Annotated in this window: 14 protein-coding genes; 9 read left to right on the plus strand and 5 right to left on the minus strand. The window is 72.3% G+C overall.

Annotated elements, in window-relative coordinates:
• Nucleotides 1-7: 7 nt before the first annotated feature.
• Nucleotides 8-1003: a DUF2804 domain-containing protein gene (locus NQZ70_RS28530; protein WP_129577024.1), complete on the minus strand. Its 996-nt coding sequence runs from the start codon at nucleotides 1001-1003 to the stop codon at nucleotides 8-10.
• 170 nt (nucleotides 1004-1173) lie between these two features.
• Between NQZ70_RS28530 and pruA the strand changes: the two genes are divergently transcribed.
• On the plus strand, nucleotides 1174-2814 hold the full coding sequence (pruA, locus tag NQZ70_RS28535) for an L-glutamate gamma-semialdehyde dehydrogenase (protein ID WP_129577025.1): 1641 nt from the start codon (nucleotides 1174-1176) through the stop codon (nucleotides 2812-2814).
• A gap of 42 nt (nucleotides 2815-2856) precedes the next feature.
• Here pruA and NQZ70_RS28540 read toward each other — a convergent pair whose 3' ends face one another.
• Nucleotides 2857-3135 carry a hypothetical protein gene (locus NQZ70_RS28540; protein WP_237244135.1) on the minus strand — a complete coding sequence of 93 codons (279 nt, stop codon included), beginning with the start codon at nucleotides 3133-3135 and terminating at the stop codon, nucleotides 2857-2859.
• A gap of 434 nt (nucleotides 3136-3569) precedes the next feature.
• Between NQZ70_RS28540 and NQZ70_RS28545 the strand changes: the two genes are divergently transcribed.
• Both NQZ70_RS28545 and NQZ70_RS28550 read left to right on the plus strand, forming a co-directional pair.
• Nucleotides 3570-5087, plus strand: coding sequence for a pre-peptidase C-terminal domain-containing protein (locus NQZ70_RS28545; RefSeq protein WP_237244136.1), 1518 nt, complete (start codon nucleotides 3570-3572; stop codon nucleotides 5085-5087).
• A gap of 97 nt (nucleotides 5088-5184) precedes the next feature.
• Nucleotides 5185-7332: a M3 family metallopeptidase gene (locus NQZ70_RS28550; protein ID WP_129577026.1), complete on the plus strand. Its 2148-nt coding sequence runs from the start codon at nucleotides 5185-5187 to the stop codon at nucleotides 7330-7332.
• A 55-nt stretch (nucleotides 7333-7387) separates the two neighbouring features.
• Here NQZ70_RS28550 and NQZ70_RS28555 read toward each other — a convergent pair whose 3' ends face one another.
• Nucleotides 7388-10186 carry a tetratricopeptide repeat protein gene (locus tag NQZ70_RS28555; protein ID WP_129577027.1) on the minus strand — a complete coding sequence of 933 codons (2799 nt, stop codon included), beginning with the start codon at nucleotides 10184-10186 and terminating at the stop codon, nucleotides 7388-7390.
• Nucleotides 10187-10335: 149 nt separating this feature from the next.
• On the opposite strand from NQZ70_RS28555, the gene NQZ70_RS28560 reads away from it, so the two are divergent.
• A complete protein-coding gene (locus NQZ70_RS28560) occupies nucleotides 10336-10632 on the plus strand; it encodes a hypothetical protein (protein WP_129577028.1) in 297 nt (98 codons plus the stop codon).
• Nucleotides 10633-10645: 13 nt separating this feature from the next.
• Here NQZ70_RS28560 and NQZ70_RS28565 read toward each other — a convergent pair whose 3' ends face one another.
• Both NQZ70_RS28565 and NQZ70_RS28570 read right to left on the minus strand, forming a co-directional pair.
• Nucleotides 10646-11995 (minus strand): serine/threonine-protein kinase, encoded by a 1350-nt coding sequence (locus NQZ70_RS28565; RefSeq protein WP_129577029.1) that lies wholly within the window; start codon nucleotides 11993-11995, stop codon nucleotides 10646-10648.
• On the minus strand, nucleotides 11992-13218 hold the full coding sequence (locus NQZ70_RS28570) for an FHA domain-containing protein (RefSeq protein WP_129577030.1): 1227 nt from the start codon (nucleotides 13216-13218) through the stop codon (nucleotides 11992-11994). The genes NQZ70_RS28565 and NQZ70_RS28570 overlap by 4 nt, the downstream gene beginning before the upstream one ends.
• Nucleotides 13219-13324: 106 nt before the next feature.
• Here NQZ70_RS28570 and pilB point away from each other — a divergent pair, with 106 nt between their 5' ends.
• The 5 genes from pilB (at nucleotide 13325) to NQZ70_RS28595 (ending at nucleotide 18679) form a co-directional block, all read left to right on the plus strand.
• Nucleotides 13325-15025 carry a type IV-A pilus assembly ATPase PilB gene (pilB, locus tag NQZ70_RS28575; RefSeq protein ID WP_129577031.1) on the plus strand — a complete coding sequence of 567 codons (1701 nt, stop codon included), beginning with the start codon at nucleotides 13325-13327 and terminating at the stop codon, nucleotides 15023-15025.
• 4 nt (nucleotides 15026-15029) lie between these two features.
• A complete protein-coding gene (locus tag NQZ70_RS28580; protein WP_129577032.1) occupies nucleotides 15030-16169 on the plus strand; it encodes a type IV pilus twitching motility protein PilT in 1140 nt (379 codons plus the stop codon).
• A 203-nt stretch (nucleotides 16170-16372) separates the two neighbouring features.
• Nucleotides 16373-17065: a transcriptional repressor LexA gene (gene lexA / locus NQZ70_RS28585; RefSeq protein WP_061627745.1), complete on the plus strand. Its 693-nt coding sequence runs from the start codon at nucleotides 16373-16375 to the stop codon at nucleotides 17063-17065.
• Nucleotides 17066-17240: 175 nt separating this feature from the next.
• Complete coding sequence (locus NQZ70_RS28590) at nucleotides 17241-17519, plus strand: DUF4398 domain-containing protein (protein ID WP_129577033.1); 279 nt, start codon at nucleotides 17241-17243, stop codon at nucleotides 17517-17519.
• A complete protein-coding gene (locus NQZ70_RS28595) occupies nucleotides 17516-18679 on the plus strand; it encodes an OmpA family protein (protein ID WP_129577034.1) in 1164 nt (387 codons plus the stop codon). Before NQZ70_RS28590 ends, NQZ70_RS28595 begins: the two co-directional genes overlap by 4 nt.
• Nucleotides 18680-18869: the final 190 nt, after the last annotated feature.

Below are 18869 nucleotides of genomic sequence, written 5' to 3' on the forward strand. Positions count from 1 at the left end.
GCCGGAGCTACCAGGTGATGTCCTGGTCCTCCGTCACGCCGAGCACGTCCCGGAGCTCGAGGTGCCGCCCCTCCGGGAGGCGGATCGTGCCCGAGTAGAGCCCGATCGGCTGCATGAACTCCGAGGCGACCAGGCCGAGGTTCGTGTGGTTCGAGTGCGCCGCGCCGGGGACGAACCGGAGGTCCACGGCGCCGTCCACGGTCCGGACGTGCCACGGATCGAGCGGCCGCGCCGCGTCGAAGGTGAACCGGCCCTCGGCGAGCGGGATGAGCTCGCCGTCGAGCCAGATCGCGCACTCGGCGTCGCCGATGAACCCCTCGCCCACGTTGAGGCCGACGCGCTCGCCGCTCTCGGCGCGCCCCAGCGCGAGGGCCCAGCGCCAGGTCGTGCGGCGCGGAAGGAGGCCGCTCGTGTAGTCGTAGCTGGCGAGCGCGCCGTCGAGCGAGATCCGGCGACCGAGCACCGACGCCTCCCCGTCGACGCCGAGGAGGAGCCGCTTCTCGGTCGCGATCAGGACGCCGCCCGGCGCCTCGGCGATCGCCGAGAGCGCCTGCGGGGCCGCGCGGGTGGAGAGCCGCGCCTGCAGCTCGAGCCCGCGGAGCGCGGCGGCCACCGCGCCCCTCGCCTCTCCGCGCGGGCGCTCGATCCGCACCTGCGCGGGGGGCAGCCACGCGCGCGCCGAGCCGCCCGCGTCGCCCACGCTCGCCGAGAAGGGAGGGCAGAACATCGAGCGATCCACGAGCAGCCGCCGGCCCGCCTTGTCGAAGGCGACGCCGAACGTGATCGCGAGGTAACCGAGGTGCACGACCGCCACGGCGATGAAGACCTCGTCGGACGCGATCGCGACGTAGGTCCACCGCTTGTGCTTGAGCAGGCGATCGAGCCCGCGCAGCGCGAGCGGGCTCAGGTCGACGCGCGGGAGCTCGCCCCGGTAGGACCCGACGCGCGCCGCTCCCGTGATCGGATCGAGGATCGCGTCGGGCGGCGTGACGAGCTCGCGCATCGCTCGAGAGTAGCGACGGCGCGGGCGGCGCCCAAGGCGGGCGACGCCTGAACATGGCATCCGCGAAATGCGGCGAGCGCTGTCCTGCGCGGCCATCCCGCTCACGCCGAGGCCCCGATCGGCTGCGCCGGAGCGCTGCGCGCCCGCGTCTCCGCCGCTAGACTCGCGTCATGATCGACGCCATCGCCACGCCACCGAGCCCCCAGAACGAGCCCGTCCTCGCGTACGCCCCCGGCAGCCCCGAGCGCGCGGCCCTCAAGGCGGAGCTCGATCGCCGGTCGCGGGAGACGATCGACATCCCGATGCTCATCGACGGCGAGGCGGTCATGACCGGAGCGCTCGACGAGGTCCGCGCGCCGCACCGGCGCGATCTCCTCCTCGCCCGCGCGCACCAGGGCGGCGCCGAGCACGTCGCGCGCGCGATCGAGGCCGCCAAGCGAGCGCACCGCGCGTGGTCGCGGACGCCGTGGACAGAGCGCGCCGCCGTCTTCCTCAAGGCGGCCGAGCTGCTCGCGACCCGGTACCGCCCCGTGCTGAACGCGGCGACCATGCTCGGTCAGAGCAAGACGGCGTTCCAGGCGGAGATCGACTCGGCCTGCGAGCTCATCGACTTTTTCCGCTACAACGTCCACTTCGCCCACCGGATCGCGGCGGAGCAGCCGGCGAGCGCGCCCGGCATCTGGAACCTCGCCGAGCCTCGCCCGCTCGAGGGCTTCGTCTTCGCGGCGACGCCGTTCAACTTCACCGCGATCGCGGGCAACCTGTGCGCGGCCCCGGCGCTGATGGGCAACACCGTGGTCTGGAAGCCGTCGGCGAACGCGCTCTACGCCGCGCACTTCGTGATGGATCTCCTCATCGAGGCGGGCCTGCCGCGCGGCGTCGTCAACCTCGTCATGGGTCCGCCCGAGCTCGTGTCGAACGCCTGCATCGATCACCCGGACTTCGCCGGCATCCACTTCACGGGATCGACCGCGGTCTTCCAGTCGATCTGGCGCCGCATCGGGGAGAACATCGGGCGCTACCGCAGCTACCCGCGCATCGTGGGCGAGACCGGCGGCAAGGACTTCGTGTTCGCGCACGCGAGCGCCGACGTCGACGCGCTCGCCGTGGCGCTCGTCCGGGGGGCGTACGAGTACCAGGGGCAGAAGTGCTCGGCCGCGTCGCGCGCGTACATCCCCCGCTCGCTCTGGCCGGCCCTCAAGGACCGGCTCGCGGGCCACATCCAGGCGATCCGCATGGGGGACGTCGCCGACTTCCGCAACTTCATGGGCGCGGTGATCGACGGGCGCGCTCACGCCCGGCTCACCGGGCGCATCGCCGAGGCGAAGGCGGACGCGGCGTGCTCGCTCGTGTGCGGCGGCGGCGCGCGCGCGCACGACGGGAGCGACGGCTGGTTCGTGGAGCCGACGCTGATCGAGACCACGGATCCGCGCCACCCCCTGATGACCGACGAGCTGTTCGGCCCGGTGCTGACGGTCTGGGTCTACCCCGACGGCGAGGAGGACAAGGCGCTCGCGCTCTGCGACGAGACGTCGCCATACGGCCTCACGGGCGCCGTGTTCGCGCGGGACCGCGCGTTCATCGAGGCGGCGAGCGACGCGCTCCGCTTCGCGGCGGGCAATTTCTACGTCAACGACAAGCCGACGGGCGCCGTCGTCGGGCAGCAGCCGTTCGGCGGCGGTCGCGCCTCCGGCACGAACGACAAGGCGGGCAGCCTGTTCAACCTGCTCCGGTGGGTCTCGCCGCGCATCGTGAAGGAGACGTTCGCCCCGCCGCGCGCCGTCGCCTACCCGTTCATGGCCGCGGAGTAAGATGCGCGCGGCGCGCGCCGACGAGGCCGCGGGCCTCGCCGATCAATCCTCCGGTGAGTAGTCGCAGGCGCCGGCCGCGAGGTCGGCGCAGGACCAGCCCTCCTCCTCGTAGCACTCGGCCTGGCGCTCGATGGCCGTTCTGTAGGACACGCGATCGGACTCGCTGCGGCAGAGGTCGACGCAGATGTCTTCGCCGGGGCCGTCGGGCTGACACTCGGCGCTCTTGGCGCAGACGACCTCGCAGGGATCGCCGCCGCTGCTCGAGCAGCCAGGGGTGAGGGCGAAGAGCAGCAGGGCAACGGCGAGCGCGGGACGGGGCATGGCGGAAGCTCCGCCAGCCATCGGAGCACGCGGCGCCGCCGGCGGCGAGGGGCGAGCAGCAGGGCGGCTGCGCGCGGCCATGCTGCCCGGGAAGCCCGGAGGAAAGCGCCCCCGGGCGCGGTGGCTCGAGAGGTGAGCTCACCGGCAACCGCCGTGCTCGGCTCGCAACGGTGAGCGCATAAAGCGCGGACAGATCGCTCCTTCAGAGATCAGGCCCGATCGATCTCCCTCCAGGCACCGCGCTCCACCGCTCGCTTCGTGCGCCTCGAAGGTCTCCCTGTGGACCAGCCACCATCTGCCGCGGATAGTCCAGATCTTGGACCGTCAAAACCGTGCGCTCCCATGGCGGAGGCGGTGAGCAGCCGTGTAGGTGTACTATTCCTACGCAGCCACACGAAATGCTGCTGTGGTACGCAAACGTTCTTGGAGGTGCCATGAGGTCGATGTATTTTCTCGGGTTTTTCGTGCTTGGCACGATGGCGGCGACCGCCGTGGGCTGCGGTGGCGATGACGACGGCAGCGGCGGCGGCGGCGAAGGGGGAGCCGGGAGCACCACGACGTCGAGCGTGACGAGCACGACCGGCATCGCCACCAGCACCTCCTCGGGCTCGGGCCCCGTGGACGACGGGAACGACAGCATCGAGGAAGCAGAGGAGCTCCCCGCCGGGAACAACGGGCTAGAGGGGACGCTCGAGCCGCTCGAAGAGGACGCGGACTACTACAGCTTCACCGGGACCAAGGGCCTGCCGGTCTACCTCGTCACCGACGCGAAGCCCGCCGACGACGAGAACGATCCGACCTACCCCGACACGGTCATCACGCTGCTCGACGCCGACGGGAACCAGATCGCGCAGAACGACGATCCCGCTGGCGGCTTCACGAACGACAGCGAGCTGCTCACGGTCCTGCCCGCGGACGGCGAGTATTTCGTCGTCGTCCAGGACTGCAACGCCGCCTTCCCGGAGTCCGCCTTCCCGAACGGCTGCTTCGATCCGGCCGAGGTCGTCAGCTTCGACTACACGCTGAAGTTCCTCCCGCTCAATCTGGCGGCCGACAAGACCGACAGCCTCGTCGGGGAGACGGAGCCCAACGACGACGCCGAGCAGGCCGTGGAGATGCCGTATGAGCTGACCCAGGACGAGTCGGATTACTACACCACGTTCGTGTTCGGCAGCTTCGCGGACGAGGCCGACGTCGACGTGTACTCGTTCACGCCGCCGGCGACCCCCGAGCTCGAGAACGCCATGCTCGCCCAGCTCAGCTTCTCCGGGCCGAGCGGGCCCGAGGGCAACGGCTCGACGGTCGACGTCAGCGAGGTCGCCATCTTCAACGCGACCGATCTCACGAGCGCCTATGCGAAGGTCGACCCGTCGAAGGGCGGCGATATCGCCGTTCCGGTGGAGGCCGACCAAGAGTACTTCGTCTTCGTCAAGCGCCCCGCAGGCGAGGTGGGGAAGAACGACTTCTACATCCTGCTGCACAGCCGGACGAGCTCCGATCCGCTCGAAGCCGAGGAGGAGACCAACGGCGACGTGGCGACGCCCGAAGGCGACCTGGTCGGCTTCAGCAACCGCGCCGGCGGCGTCAGCTACGCCATCGAGGGGAAGATCGCTGGCACCGAGGAGGCGCCGGACGTCGACGTCTACGCGCTCCCGCTCGACGACGTGGAAGAGGGCTGGACGGTCTCGGTCATCTGCGGCGCGCAGCGCCACGGGTCCGGGGTCCGCGAGCTCCGCGCCGAGGTGCTGAACGGCGACGGGACCGAGCTCGGCGCCGCCTACTCGGCCACGGAGACCGAAGCGGAAGACCTGTTCGTCCAGTCGAAAGCGATCCCGGAGGCCCCCGAAGGCAACCGGCTGCTCGTCCGGGTGTCGGCCGGCACCCCGGCCGCCGACGTGACGAGCCGAGGCTATAACTGCCTCTTCGCCTACCTGCCGCCGGCAGCCAACTGACGGCACGAAGCACCGCGCGGCGTGAGCCCCCGTTCCCCGGGGCTCACGCCGCCAGGGCCCGGCTCCCCCGAAATCCTCGTGGTATAGCCGGACCGACATGAAGGTCGGCCACACGCCCGCGCGCTCCGGGCTCCTCTCCCTCGTCCTGCTCGTCGCCTGCAGCGCCGGCCCTCGGGCCGGCGCGGTCGCGCCGCCGGACGGGCCCCGCGACGCCGCCCCTCCGGCGACGACCGCGCGCCCGGCGACGCCGCCGCCGCCGGAGGCGCCGCCGCGCGCCGAGTTCGACCCCGTGCCGCAGGGGATCACCGCGGGCGGGGTGAAGCAGCTCTGCGACGATCACCTGCGCGCGTCAGAGGAGCACCTCGCCGCGATCCGGGCGCTCCGCGGCGCGCCGCCGGAGAAGCTCACCTACGCCGCGACCCTCGGGCGGTTCGACGACGCCGTGCTCGAGGTGAACAGCGCGGGCGACTTCCCGTACCTGATGGGGGTCGCGCACCCGGACGCGGCCGTGCGAGAGGCCGCAAGGCTCTGCGAGCCGAAGGTCGACAGGTTCACGACCGCGATGTGGTTGGACGCCGATCTCGCCGCCGTCATCCAGGCGTACGCCCAGACGGGCGAGGCGCGCGAGGCGCTGAAGGGTGAGCGTGCGCGGCTCCTCTCCGACGTGCTCCGCGACTTCCGCCGCAACGGGCTGTCGCTGCCGCCCGACCGGCAGCAGCGCCTCCGCGACGTGAACGAGCAGATCACCCGCATCGGACAGGAGTTCATGGCGAACCTGTCGGCGTCGACCGGCTCGATCGAGATCGCGCCCGCCTCGCTCCAGGGGCTGCCCAAGGAGTACGCGGCGAAGCACCCGCCCAAGGAGAACGGCAAGGTCGAGATCAGCACCGACTACCCCGACTTTTTCCCCTTCGTCACCTACGCGAAGGACCGCAAGGCCGCGCTCGACCTCTACGTCCTGTTCACCAACCGCGGCGGCGAGAAGAACGTGAAGCTGCTCGAGCGCCTGCTCGCGCTCCGCTCCGAGAAGGCGAGGATGCTCGGCTACAAGAGCTGGGCCGACTACGCCATCGAGCCGCGGATGGCCAAGACGAGCGGCGCCGTGCGCGCCTTCCTCGACCAGGTCAAGGCCGCGCTCAAGGAGCCCGCCAAGGCCGAGTTCGCCGAGCTGTTGAAGGAGCACGCGCGGCTCGGCGGCAAGCCGACCGACAGGCTCCCGCCCTCCGAGCGCTACTTCCTCGAAGATCGGGTCCGCGCGACCAAGTACCAGTTCGACTCGCAGGCGCTGTCGGCCTACCTCGAGATCGGCGCGGTGAAGCAGGGGCTCATGGACATCACGGCGCGGATGTACGGGCTCGAGTACAAGGAGGTCCCCGCGAACGCCTGGCACCCCGACGTGACCGCGTACGAGGTGCGCGCCGACGGCACGACGATCGGGAAGTTCTACCTCGACCTCTACAGCAGGCCCGACAAGTACAAGCACGCGGCGATGTTCGCCGTGCGGACGGCGAAGCGGCTCGCCGACGGATCGTGGCAGACCCCCGTCGCGGCGCTGGAGTGCAACTTCCCGAAGCCGGGGGCGCAGCCGGCGCTCATGTCCCACGAGGACGTGGTGACGTTCTTCCACGAGTTCGGGCACGTGCTGCACCACCTCCTCACGCGCTCGGAGCTGGCCTCCTACTCGGGGACCGCGACCGTGCGCGACTTCGTCGAGGCGCCGAGCCAGATGTTCGAGGAGTGGGCGTGGTCCCGCGAGGTGCTCGATCTGTTCGCGAAGCACCACGCGACCGGCGAGAGGATCCCGGACGATCTCTTCCAGGCGATGACCCGCGCGCGGAGCTTCGGCCGAGCGCTCGCGACGCAGCGGCAGCTCACCCTCGCGTCGATCGACCTGGAGCTCCACACCCGCGAGCCGGGCTTCGATACGACCCTGGTCGTGGAGCAGGCGCAGCGCGCGAACGAGTCCTTCGTCTTCGTGAAGGGGACGCACCTGCAGTCGAGCTTCGGGCACCTCATCACCTACGACGCGGGCTATTACGGCTACCAGTGGGCCCTGTCGCTCTCGCGCGACGTGCTCACCCGCTTCAAGCAGGAAGGCCTGCTCAACCCGGCCGTCGCGCGCGCCTTCCGCGACGAGGTGCTCGCCAAGGGGGGCGGCGTCGAGGCAGGCGATCTCGTCGCCCGCTTCCTCGGAAGGCCGCCGAGCCACAACGCTTACCTCGCCTACCTCCAGGGCAAGGAGTGAACGCGCGCCGGCCGGAGCGGACGCGGCGCTCGGGCAGGACGTCTGACGCCCGGAGCTAGGGCTCGATGGCGACGCCGAGCTCCTCGCGCAGGGCGTGGTAGGCGTCCGAGACGGTGAACGAGAGGAGATCGCCGATCTTCTCCTCCGCCGTCAGCACGCCCGGCGTGTCCCCGCGCGAGAGCGACGACGCCGCGACGGAGAGCTCGCCGGTCAGCAGGTAGCCGACCCGCGCGGCGCACCGCTCCACCGAGCCCACCCAGTGGGCGAGATCCAGCGGCGCGCGGATCTCGTAGAGCTCGAACACCGCGGCCTCCAGCGCGTCCCGCTCGCGCTCCGTCAGCCGCTCGTCGAGCAGCGGCATCAGCGCGAGCACCGCGCCCTCGAGCTCGGCAGGGACAGGCTCCGACGGCCGCGCCACCTTGACCGCCGCGGCGAGGCAGACGCCGAGCTCCTCGAGCGAGGGGAAGTGCAGGAGCAAGCGGTGCGGGCCGACGTGGTAGGCGACGTGGCTGCCCACCAGGAACGCGAGCTCGGCGGCCGTCCGCCCGCGGAGCGCCTCGCCGCCGACAAGGACGCTCGGCTCCTCGACCGGCACCGCCGCGACCGCGATCGGCGCGTCCTTGCGGAGGTAGACCGCCGGCGTGGGGATCCCGAGGCACCGGCTCGCCCACGAGAACAGGCGCACCACGCCCGCCGCGTTCCGCTCCGCGTCGGCGCGCGCGGCGGGATCGACGTGCGGGATCTTCTTCTCCCGCGCGTGCTGGGCGAGCCGCGCGCGGACCGCCGCGTCGGCGACCGACGCGAGGACCTCCTCGAGGGCGCGATCGCGATCGGCCGCGCGCAGGAGATCCCAGCTGCCCGGGCTCAGCCCGCGCGCGGGCTGCACGAGGCCCGCGGGCCGGTGCTCCTCGAAGATGAAGCGCTCCCGCGCCTCGGCCGCGCCCAGGTAAACGGCAACGCTCGCCGCGGCCCAGGCCTGGTCGACGCGCCTGAGCTTCTGGAAGGTGTCGAACAGGTCGTGAAACACCTGGACGTTGCCCGGATCGAGCACCGCCGCGGCCTGGAGGTGCGCGGCCGCGCGCTCGAGCCGGCCGGCGCCCCGCGCGAGCGACGCGGCGCTGAGCCGCCCCGGGACGTCGTCCGGCCGCTCGACCACCGCGCCCTCGAACGCCTCCAGCGCGGAGCTCGGATCCTCGAGGTGATCGCGGAAGAGCATGCCGAGGCGGCGGCACAGTTCCCAGGTGACGTCGCTCCGGACGCGCGGGTCGGGGATGCGCTGCGCCCGGTCGAGCATGCGGCGGTACGCGAGCTCGAGCTCGCCCCACTCCTGCCGCGCCGAGAGGAGGATCGCGATCAGCGCGAGCGGATCGAGGAACGTGGGGTCGGCGTCCAGCGCGCGCTCGAGCAGCTCGATCCCGTCCTGCTCGCGCGTGACCTCGGTCAAGGTCGCGCGGGCCTCGCCCTGCATCGCGGCGCGCGCGAGCTCCAGGAGCGCGACCGCCCGCTGCCGCGGGTCCGGGAGGAGCTCGGCGTGACAGCGGCGCGCGTCGAGCGACGCCGCGAGATCGCCCGTCGCCTCGTAGAGCCGGCCCAGGCTGCGCAGGACGGCGGCGTCGTCGGGGCGGATCTCCCGCGCCCGCTCGAGGAGCTCCTGCGCTCGCGCCGGATCCCCGGCGACGATCTCCCAGCGCTCGGCGAGGCGCACGAGGAGCCCGAGGCGATCGGCGTCCCCCTCGACGCGCGTGAGCAGCCGCTCCTCCGCGGTGCGCAGCCGCGCGAAGTCCTGCTCGGCGAGGTGGAGCTCGACCAGCGCCTCGAGCGCGGGCCGGTGCTCGGGCGCGAGCGCCAGCGCCTTCTCGAAGCCCTCGATCGCCTCGCGGTGCCGCTGCTGGCGCCACCTCGCCTGGGCGATGCGCAGGTGCACCTCCGCGCGCGCGTCCCGCTGCGCGACCCCGACGAGCGCCAGCGCCTTCTTGTACGCCGTGAGCGCCCCGTCGAGGTCCGACGCGGCGGCGAGCGTGTCGCCGGCCGCGAGGTACTGCGCGACCGGGTCGTCCGGCGCGGACGCGGGCGTGGTGGCGGCGCCCCCTTCGCCCGCGGCCCCGAGCCGCGCAGCCTCGGCCCTGGCCGGGCGCCGGTCGGGCGCGCCGCCGCGCGGGACGAGCACCGAGAACGCCCCCCGCCCGCTCGCCCGCGCGAAGCACGGGATGGCGCCGGCGAGGCCGGGGTTCCCCTCGACGCGGCGGAAGATCTCCTCGGCGGTGAGGCCTCGATCCGGGTCGGCCTCGTCGAGGTGCTCGACGAAGGCGCGGGTGAACACCGAGGGCAGGTCGGCGTCGAGCGAGCCGATCGGGTGGGCCGCCACGAGGAGCTCGACGCCCGTCACGGGGGACGCCGCCGCCTGCTCCGCGGCGGTGACGACGGCGCGCGAGGTCGCCCCGGGGCCGTGGTGGCACTCGAGGACGAAGAGCACCTCGCCCCGCGCGCGATCGCGGAACACCGCGGCCACGTCGCCCAGCGCGTCGCCCACGCCGGGGTTCTCGGGGTCGAGGCAGAGGAAGAGCTCCCCGTCCGGCGACAGCGCGACCGCGCTGGAGGCGTAGAACAGAAACAGGGTCGAGGCCTCGTCGCGCGCGGCGTCCTCCGCGTCGACCAGGGTCTGCCGCGTCGCCGTGAGCTCGTCGAACATCGCGTCGAGCTGCTCCGCGAGATCCCGCCCGGGATCGATGTCGATCACCCGGAAGCCGGCGTCCTCCAGCGAGAGGCGGGCCCGGATGAGATCCCCGTCCAGCGAGCCGGGCGCCGGCCGCTGGTCGCGGTGCAAGCTGGGCGTGGCGACGATCGCCAAGCGCATCAGGGCGCCCCCTCCTCGTTGCGTACGCGCATGCAGGCGAGCAATCTACCCAGGGCCGCGCCCGAAGCGAAGAAGGTTGCCATCCGGCACGCAACTCCGACGCAGCGCGAGGTCCCCCGTACGAGACATCACTCCGGGAGAGTGCACGCATGAGCAAAGGCAGGGGTCGTTGGTGGACGGAAGTGTCCGGCAGCTCCGGAAGAGCTCGCGCCGCGTCATTCGCGCTCGCGGTCGCCCTCGCGTCGGGCTGCGAGAGCGTGTGCGACGAGGCCGAGGACCACATGGAGGAGTGCGGCTACCAGGGCAGCGGCATGTCCAGCGAGGCGTCGTGCGAGGGCGCCGTCCACTGCGCGTCGGCCTGCGCCGCGGAGGTCCCCTGCGGCGCGTTCGACGGGACGGACGCGGCCGCGTTCGATCGGTACAGGCGCTGCCTCGACGCCTGCTGAGCCGCCGCGGGGCTCAGCAGACCGCGCGGACGAGCGCGGCGCCGTCCGGCGGCCGCTCGTCGTCCGGGCCGAGGCACCGCAGCGACAGCTCCTTCCAGGGGGCCAGCCCCTCGCCCCCGAGCGGCTCGAGGCGCACGAGGACGTCCTCGAGCACGCGGCCGTAGCCGTAGACATCGTCGCGCGGGTCGCTCGGCCGCCCGGCGAGCCGCTCCGGCGAGACGTACCCGGGGCTGCCGCCGGCGGACGGCGCGCCGCGGGGCCTGGCCAGCCCGAAGTCGCTGAGCACGGGCTCGGCGACGCTGCGCAGGAGCACGTTGGCCGGCTTGACGTCGGCGTGGACGTAGCCGCGCTCGTGGATGCGGGCGAGCGCGCGCGCGAGCGGGCGCGCCCACCGCGCGACCGGCGCGAGCGCCGCCGCGTCGCCGGCGCGGAGCACGTCCCGCACCGAGCCGCGCGCGATCCACTCGAGCGCGATCCACCCCTCCTCCGGGTCCGCGTCGAACACCCGCACCACGCCGGGCCCCGCGAGCGCCGCGGCGAGCCGCACCTCGCGGGTGAGGTGCGCCCGGTCGCCGCCGCGCCCGTGGTAGACCTTGAACCCGACGCGCCGGCCGAGCACCTCGTCCTCGGCCTCGTAGACGGCGCCGGCGCCGCCGCGCGCCACCTCGCGGAGCAGGCGGAACGGGGTCCTGCCCGTCGCGGGCGCGACCACGGTCACGTCCTCCACGCGGGCCGCGGCGGGCCGCTCGGCGCCGAGCGCCGCCCGCCAGCGCTGGTGGCGCTCGCGCGCGCCGGGCGCGTCGATCTCCCGGACGAGCACCCGCTCGATCGCGCCGACCGCCCGCGGGAGCTGCCCCAGCGACGCATAGAGGTCGGCCGCGAGGACGAGCCCCTCGGTCGAGGACACCGGCTGCGCGCGCCCCGCGCCGCCGCGCTCGCGCGCCGCGGCGCCCTCGAGCACGGCGAGCGCGCCCAGCTCGTCGCCCCGGGCCGCGAGCAGGTCGGCGCAGGCCACCCGGATCGGATCCGGCAGCGCCCGCTCCGCCATCGCGGCGACGAGGTGCGCCACGGCCTCGGCCTCCCGCAGCGTCCCCCGCGCGCGCCGCAGGATCGCGATCACCTCGTCCGTCGAGGGCCCGTCGCGCGCGCCGGAGCTCCGCAGGCGCGCGATCTCGTCGCCGCCGTCCTCGCGCGCCGCGCGCCCGCGCGCCCGCGCGTCCGCCGCCGGGCGCGCCGCCCGCGCCGGGTCCGCGCCGCGCGCGACGTCCGACGCGCCCGGCGCGGCGCCCCCGCCCGGCGCCGGCGCGCCGCCGTCCGCCGCGGCGCCGCCGAGCCGCTCCTTGAGCCGCCGCCACAGGCTCACGCCGGCCCGCCCTCCCCGCCGCCGTCGCGCCGCGTCGGCGAGGCCTGGCCGGCGGCGAGCACCCGGAAGACCGGCGTCCCCCCGCGCGACGCGGCGATCGCGTCGCCCGCGCAGAGCTCGACGGACGGCGCGAGCTGGTAGTCGCCGAGGAACGGCGGCGGCGCCCCCGGCGGCGTCTTCAGCGCCACGAACGCCGAGGCGCCCGCCCGATCCAGGCGGATCCGCCACGGCCCCACCGGCAGATCGCCGAGCGGCGCCGCGAAGCGCTCGCCCGCGATGTCCACCGCGCAGCCCTGCCCCATCCCGGGCGCGATCGCGCACGGCACCTCCCCGCCGAGCAGGATCTGCACGCCCCGGCCGACGGGCAGCGGTGCCGTGAGCCGCGCGCCCGCCAGCGTCGTGCCGTTGCGCGTCCCGAGATCCTCGACCTCGATGCCGGACGGGCCGCGCCGGATCCGCGCGTGCGTCCTGCTGACGGCGCGGGACGCGACGACGATGGTCGCCTCGCCGCGGCCGATCGTGACCTCGTCGCCGAGCGCGCACCGCACGAGGGCGCCGCCGAGCTCGATCGAGAGGACCGGCCCCGACAGGAGCCGCGCCCGGATCGCGCGCAGCGCGTCGGCCACCTGCTCGCCGCCGCGGCCTCCGCCCGCCCACGCCTCGGCCACGGCGATCGCCTCGCGGCGCTCGGCCATCCGGTCGAGATCGGCGATCCTCCGCAGCGTCGCGGCGAGCTCGCGCTGGTCCCTCTCGGCGGTCATCGAGGCGCGGAGCCGCTCCTCGAGCCGGTCGATCGCGCCGGCCGCGGCCAGGACGCGCGTCTCCGACTCGGTGTCGCCGACGAGGGCGTACGCGTCCGCGGCGCGCTCTAGCTCGCCCGCCGCCTCGAGCTCGCGCGCGACCGCCAGCACCTCGCTCCGCATCGCGCTCGCGCCCCGCGCGCGCACGAGGTCGAACGCGAGCAGCGCCTTGCGCCCGAGCGCCGCGCGCTTGAGCTCCGGGCTCTCGGCCGTGCGGAACGCCGACGCGCAGAAGGCGATCCGCTTCTCGACGCTCCGCTCGGCGTCGGCGCGCAGGAGCAGGACCCGGGCCGCGTCGTCCGGCATCCCGGCGTCGAGGTACAGCTCGACCGCCCCCGCGAGATCGCCGGCGAGCTCCCTGGCCTCGGCCGCCCTGCGACGGCTGTCCCCCCGCTTGAGCCCGAACCACTCAAAGAGACTCACGCAGCGCCATCCTCACCAGCATCCGACATCCTACCCTTGAAGCGCGCCGGCCCCAACCGCCAGCGTTGACTCCCTCCCTCGCCACCCGCAGGATTTGCGCCCCTCGATGTCGACCAACCACCGCCTCGGCGAACTGCTCGTCCGCGAAAAGCTCATCAGCCTCCAGCAGCTCCGGCAAGCGCAGGAGGAGCAGCGCAAGACGGGGCAGAACCTCGGCTACGCCCTCGCCAAGCTCGGGTACATCTCCGACGGCGAGATCACGAGCTTCCTCTCGACGCAGCACCGCGTCCCGGCCGTCGCCCTCGACGAGTACGAGATCGACGCCGAGGTCTCGCGCCTCGTGTCGCGGGACGTCTGCGAGAAGCACAAGATCATCCCGATCTCCCGGTCGGGGACGGCGCTCGTCGTCGCGATGGCCGACCCGACGAACCTGCACGCCATCGACGACATCAAGTTCCTCACGGGCTTCAACGTCGAGCCCGTCGTCGCGTCCGAGACGGGCATCACCGAGGCGATCGAGCGCGCGTACAACGTCGGGCCGTCCTACGACGAGGTGCTGAGCGAGTTCGGGGAGGAGGAGGTCGGCTTCCAGGTCGAGGCCGACGACGTGAACGTCCTCGAGCTGGAGAAGGCCGCCGAGGGCGCGCCCGTGGTCCGGCTCGTCAACGCGATCCTCCTGAACGCCATCAAGAAGGGCGCGAGCGACATCCACGTCGAGCCGTACGAGAAGAAGCTCCGGGTGCGCTACCGCATCGACGGCGTGCTGATGGAGGAGATGCAGCCGCCGATCAAGCTGAAGAACGCGATCTCGAGCCGCCTCAAGATCATGAGCTCGCTCGACATCGCCGAGCGGCGGCTCCCGCAGGACGGCCGCATCAAGCTGAAGATGGGCAGGGGCCGGGAGATGGACTTCCGCGTCTCCGTGCTCCCGACGATCTGGGGCGAGAAGATCGTCCTCCGCCTCCTCGACAAGTCGAACCTGCAGCTCGACATGGCGAAGCTCGGCTTCGACCCGAAGCCGCTCGCGGACTTCAAGTGGGCGATCGGCCAGCCGTGGGGCATGGTCCTCGTCACCGGCCCGACCGGCTCCGGCAAGACGACGACGCTCTACTCGGCGCTCTCGGAGCTCAACCAGATCGGCTCGAACATCAGCACCGCCGAGGATCCGGTCGAGTACAACCTGCACGGCATCAACCAGGTGCAGATGCACGACGAGATCGGGCTGAACTTCGCGATGGCGCTGCGCTCGTTCCTCCGGCAGGACCCGGACATCATCATGGTCGGCGAGATCCGCGACTTCGAGACCGCCGAGATCGCCGTCAAGGCGGCGCTCACCGGCCACCTCGTGCTCTCGACGCTGCACACGAACGACGCGCCGTCGACGATCTCGCGCCTCCTCAACATGGGCGTCGAGCCGTTCCTCATCACCGCCAGCGTGAACCTCGTGCTCGCCCAGCGCCTCGCGCGCAAGATCTGCCCCGACTGCCGCGTCCCGCTGCGCGTGGACCCGAGGGTGCTCCTCGACTTCGGCTTCACCGAGCAGCAGGTCGCGCGCGCGGACCTCGTCCGCGGCGCGGGCTGCAAGACGTGCAACGGCTCCGGCTACAAGGGCCGCGTCGCGCTCTACGAGGTCATGCGCTTCACCGACGCGCTGAAGGAGATGGTCCTCCAGGGCGCGTCCACGGCCGAGCTCAAGGCCGCCGCCATCAAGGGCGGGATGCTGACGCTCCGGATGAGCGGGATCGAGAAGGTGCTGGCGGGCGTCACGACGACCGAGGAGGTCGGCCGCGTGACGATGGGGGACTGAGCGCATGACCACGGAGCTCGTCGGACAGCAGGAGGGCCTCAGGTACACGCTCCAGCAGCTCCTCCGCGCGATGGTGGAGAAGGGCGCGAGCGACATGCACATCACGAGCGGCACGCCGCCGCTCCTGCGCATCGACGGCACGGTGGTGCCGCTCAAGCTCCCGCCGCTCATGCCGAGCGACACGAGGCAGCTCTGCTACTCGGTGCTGAGCGAGGAGCAGGTGGCGGCATTCGAGCAGCGGAACGAGCTCGATCTGTCGTTCGGCATGAAGGGGCTCGCCCGCTTCCGCGCGAACATCTACATGCAGCGCGGCGCCGTGGCGGCCGCCTTCCGGCAGATCCCCTTCCGGATCATGAACTTCGACGAGCTGGGGCTGCCGCCGGTCGTGCTCGACATCGCCGCCAAGCCGCGCGGCCTCGTGCTCGTGACGGGCCCGACCGGCTCGGGCAAGACGACCACGCTCGCGAGCATCATCGACAAGATCAACTCCGAGCAGCGCCTCCACATCCTCACGATCGAGGACCCGATCGAGTACCTGCACCCGCACAAGCTCTCGCTCGTGAACCAGCGCGAGATCGGCTCCGACACCGCGTCGTTCAAGGACGCCCTGCGCTACGCCCTGCGCCAGGATCCGGACGTCGTGCTCGTCGGCGAGATGCGCGACCTGGAGACCGTCGAGTCGGCGCTGACGATCGCCGAGACGGGCCACCTCGTGTTCGCCACGCTCCACACGAACTCGGCGATCTCGACGATCAACCGCATCATCGACGTCTTCCCGCCGCACCAGCAGTCGCAGGTGCGGCAGCAGCTGTCGTTCACGCTCGTCGCCGTGATGACCCAGCTGCTCCTGCCGCGCGCGAACGGCCCGGGGCGCGTCATGGCGATGGAGGTCATGATCCCGAACGCCGCGATCCGGAACCTCGTCCGCGAGGACAAGCTCCACCAGATCTACTCGCAGATGCAGGTGGGCCAGGCCGGCAGCGGGATGCAGACGATGGCGCAGTCGCTCGTCTCGCTCTACCAGCGCCGGATGATCTCGCTGGAGGAGATGTTCGCCGCCGCCGCCGACCCCGACGAGATCCGGGCGATGCTCGAGCCCCGCCCGGCCATGAGCTCGCGGAACAACCTCCCGAAGCAGCCCTGATCGCGGGCCCCTGCCCTTCGGTTCACCCTGCACGCTCGACGCGCCCCGCGGCTCACAGCGCGATCCGCCCCGCGCGCCGAGCCACGCCGCGCCGCGCCCTACCGACGCCCCGGCACCCCTAAAATCGCGGCAAATTCGGGCCTGTGGAGAGGTACCTCCACACTTTTTTGACATCTACCCAACCGTTCAGTAGGTTCCGCCCGATGCAGGGGCTCACCGAGCGACAACAGCAGGTGCTTCACTATATCCGGCAGTCGATCAGCGAGCGCGGGTACCCGCCGACGCTGCGCGAGATCGGCGCGCATATGGGGATCCGCTCGACGAACGGGGTGAACGATCACCTCCGGGCGCTCGAGCGCAAGGGCTACCTCACCCGCGAGGACATGAAGTCGCGCGCCCTGCGGCCGCGCGATCTCGACGGCGGCGGCTCGAGCGGCGGCGCCGAGCTCCGCGGCGCGCTCGTCGGCGGCGGCAACGACGCCCCTGCGAACGACCAGGAGGACGACCTCGTCGAGATCGCGGTCGTCGGCCGGATCGCCGCGGGCCTGCCGATCCTCGCCGAGGAGCACGTGCTCGATACGGTCCGGATCGAGCGGACGCTCGTGCGCGGCGGGCGCGAGGTGTTCGGCCTGCGCGTCACGGGCGACTCGATGATCGAGGCCGGCATCTTCAGCGGCGACTACATCTTCGTCCGCCGGCAGCTCACCGCGCAGCGCGGCGACATCGTGGTCGCGCTGATCGGCGACGAGGCGACCGTGAAGTACTTCTTCCCCGAGAAGGACTACGTGCGCTTCCAGCCGGCCAACGCGGCCATGGCGCCCATCCTCGTCCGGGCGAGCGACTTCAAGCCCGCGATGCTGCTCGGCGTGGTCGTGGGCGTCTACCGGAAGCTCTAACCTCCTCCTCCTCCTCCTAACCTCCTCCTCCCTTCCCCGAGCCGGTTGACGCGCGCCGAGCGCCCTTGATAGCGTCGCGACGACCGGGCAGACGGTCTAAGGGGCCCGCTCCAGAAAGAACGCGATCGTGACGACGCACGGGCGGCGATTCGGGATTTTGATTTCAGGCGCGGGCATGGTGCTCGCGGCGGCTCTCACGAGCGGCTGCGGCGGCGCCATCTACGCATTCACCGCGAACTCGGCCTCGAGCAAGCTCGAGACCGCCGAGGCGCTCGGCGCAGAGAAGTACGCGCCGTACGAGTACTACACCGCGCGAGAGCACCTCTGGAAGGCGCGCGAGGAGGCCGCGGCCGCCGACTACGGCGACGCGATCGACTTCGCCGACGTCGCGGAGGAGTACGCGGAGAAGGCGATCACCCTGGCGAAGCAGGCGCACGAGGGCGCGGGTCGATGAGCAATCGGACGAGGCATCGCTCTTCCCGCCGCGCTCGCCGCGCCGGCACCGTCGCCGTCGCGCTGATCGCGCTGTCCGCGCTCTCGTGCGCGCAGGTGCCGGTCATGCGCGGCGACATCGAGGCGCTGACCACCATCGCGAACCAGGCGGAGCGCAACGGCGCGCTCCGCTGCGCGCCGCGCGAGCTGGCGATGGCGAAGTCGCACCTGTCGTTCGCCAAGGTCGAGCTCGATCAGGGCTTCTTCGCCCGCGCCAAGGAGCACCTCGACATCGCGAAGGCGAACACGCACGCCGCCTACGATCTCTCGCCGCCGCAGAAGTGCGCCGAGCGCGGGTTCATCGAGGACGCGCCGCCGCCGGCGCCCGGCGACTGCGACGGCGACGGGCTGCTCGATCCGCAGGACAAGAAGTGCCCCTGCGACGCCGAGACGTGGAACGGCTTCCAGGACGACGACGGCTGCCCGGACGATCCGGACACCGACGGCGACGGCATCCCGGACAGCAAGGACAGCTGCGTGCTCCTGCCCGAGGACAAGGACGGCTACCTCGACGAGGACGGCTGCCCCGAGCTCGACAACGATCTCGATACGGTCCCGGACCTGAACGACAAGGACAGCACCGGCAAGAACTGCGCGAACGACCCGGAGGATCCGGACGGCTACGAGGACGCCGACGGCTGCCCGGAGCCGGACAACGACCAGGACACCGTGGTCGATCTCGAGGACCAGTGCCCGAACGAGCCGGGCGTGGTCGGCGGCGACAAGCCGGGCTGCCCGAAGAAGCCGAGCCTGGTCATCGTCACCGAGAAGGAGATCAAGATCACGCAGCAGATCCACTTCGAGTTCGACAAGGACAAGATCCGGCCCGAGAGCTTCCCGATCCTCGACGCCGTGGTGGAGGTCCTCCAGCAGAACCCGAAGATCAGGATCGAGATCCAGGGGCACACCGACAACAAGGGCGCCGCCGCGTACAACAAGAAGCTGTCGGATCGGCGCGCGGCCGCGGTGAAGAAGTACCTCGCGGCCAAGGGGATCGACGAGGCGCGGCTCACATCGAAGGGCTACGGGATGGAGCAGCCGATCGTGCCGAACACGTCCGATCAGAACCGCGCCCTGAACCGGCGCGTGCAGTTCGTCCGCACGGAGGGTGGCGCGCAGTAGGCTGCAGCCGCTGGAGCGCCGCCCGACGTGTCGGGGGTACGCGCGATCTCGACCGCGCCGTCCGGGAGCCCCCGTGGCTCCGATCCTGAAAGCAAGCGCCCCTCCCCAGCCTTTCCTGGAGGTCCGAACCCGTGTTTTTCCGTCGTTCCCGCCGCGCTCGCCTCGCGTTCGCTCTGACTTCGCTGCTCGT

Source organism: Sorangium sp. So ce836 (assembly GCF_028553905.1).
GTDB lineage: Bacteria > Myxococcota_A > Polyangia > Polyangiales > Polyangiaceae > Sorangium > Sorangium cellulosum_D.

Excerpts from the sequence above, each read along its gene's own strand:
- NQZ70_RS28595 (WP_129577034.1), top strand. The coding sequence starts at position 17,516 with ATGAGCAATCGGACGAGGCATCGCTCTTCCCGCCGCGCTCGCCGCGCC.
- NQZ70_RS28560 (WP_129577028.1), top strand. The coding sequence starts at position 10,336 with ATGAGCAAAGGCAGGGGTCGTTGGTGGACGGAAGTGTCCGGCAGCTCC.
- NQZ70_RS28550 (WP_129577026.1), top strand. The coding sequence starts at position 5,185 with ATGAAGGTCGGCCACACGCCCGCGCGCTCCGGGCTCCTCTCCCTCGTC.
- NQZ70_RS28580 (WP_129577032.1), top strand. The coding sequence starts at position 15,030 with ATGACCACGGAGCTCGTCGGACAGCAGGAGGGCCTCAGGTACACGCTC.
- NQZ70_RS28540 (WP_237244135.1), bottom strand. The coding sequence starts at position 3,135 with ATGCCCCGTCCCGCGCTCGCCGTTGCCCTGCTGCTCTTCGCCCTCACC.
- pruA (WP_129577025.1), top strand. The coding sequence starts at position 1,174 with ATGATCGACGCCATCGCCACGCCACCGAGCCCCCAGAACGAGCCCGTC.
- lexA (WP_061627745.1), top strand. The coding sequence starts at position 16,373 with ATGCAGGGGCTCACCGAGCGACAACAGCAGGTGCTTCACTATATCCGG.
- NQZ70_RS28530 (WP_129577024.1), bottom strand. The coding sequence starts at position 1,003 with ATGCGCGAGCTCGTCACGCCGCCCGACGCGATCCTCGATCCGATCACG.
- NQZ70_RS28545 (WP_237244136.1), top strand. The coding sequence starts at position 3,570 with ATGAGGTCGATGTATTTTCTCGGGTTTTTCGTGCTTGGCACGATGGCG.
- NQZ70_RS28590 (WP_129577033.1), top strand. The coding sequence starts at position 17,241 with ATGGTGCTCGCGGCGGCTCTCACGAGCGGCTGCGGCGGCGCCATCTAC.
- NQZ70_RS28555 (WP_129577027.1), bottom strand. The coding sequence starts at position 10,186 with ATGCGCTTGGCGATCGTCGCCACGCCCAGCTTGCACCGCGACCAGCGG.
- pilB (WP_129577031.1), top strand. The coding sequence starts at position 13,325 with ATGTCGACCAACCACCGCCTCGGCGAACTGCTCGTCCGCGAAAAGCTC.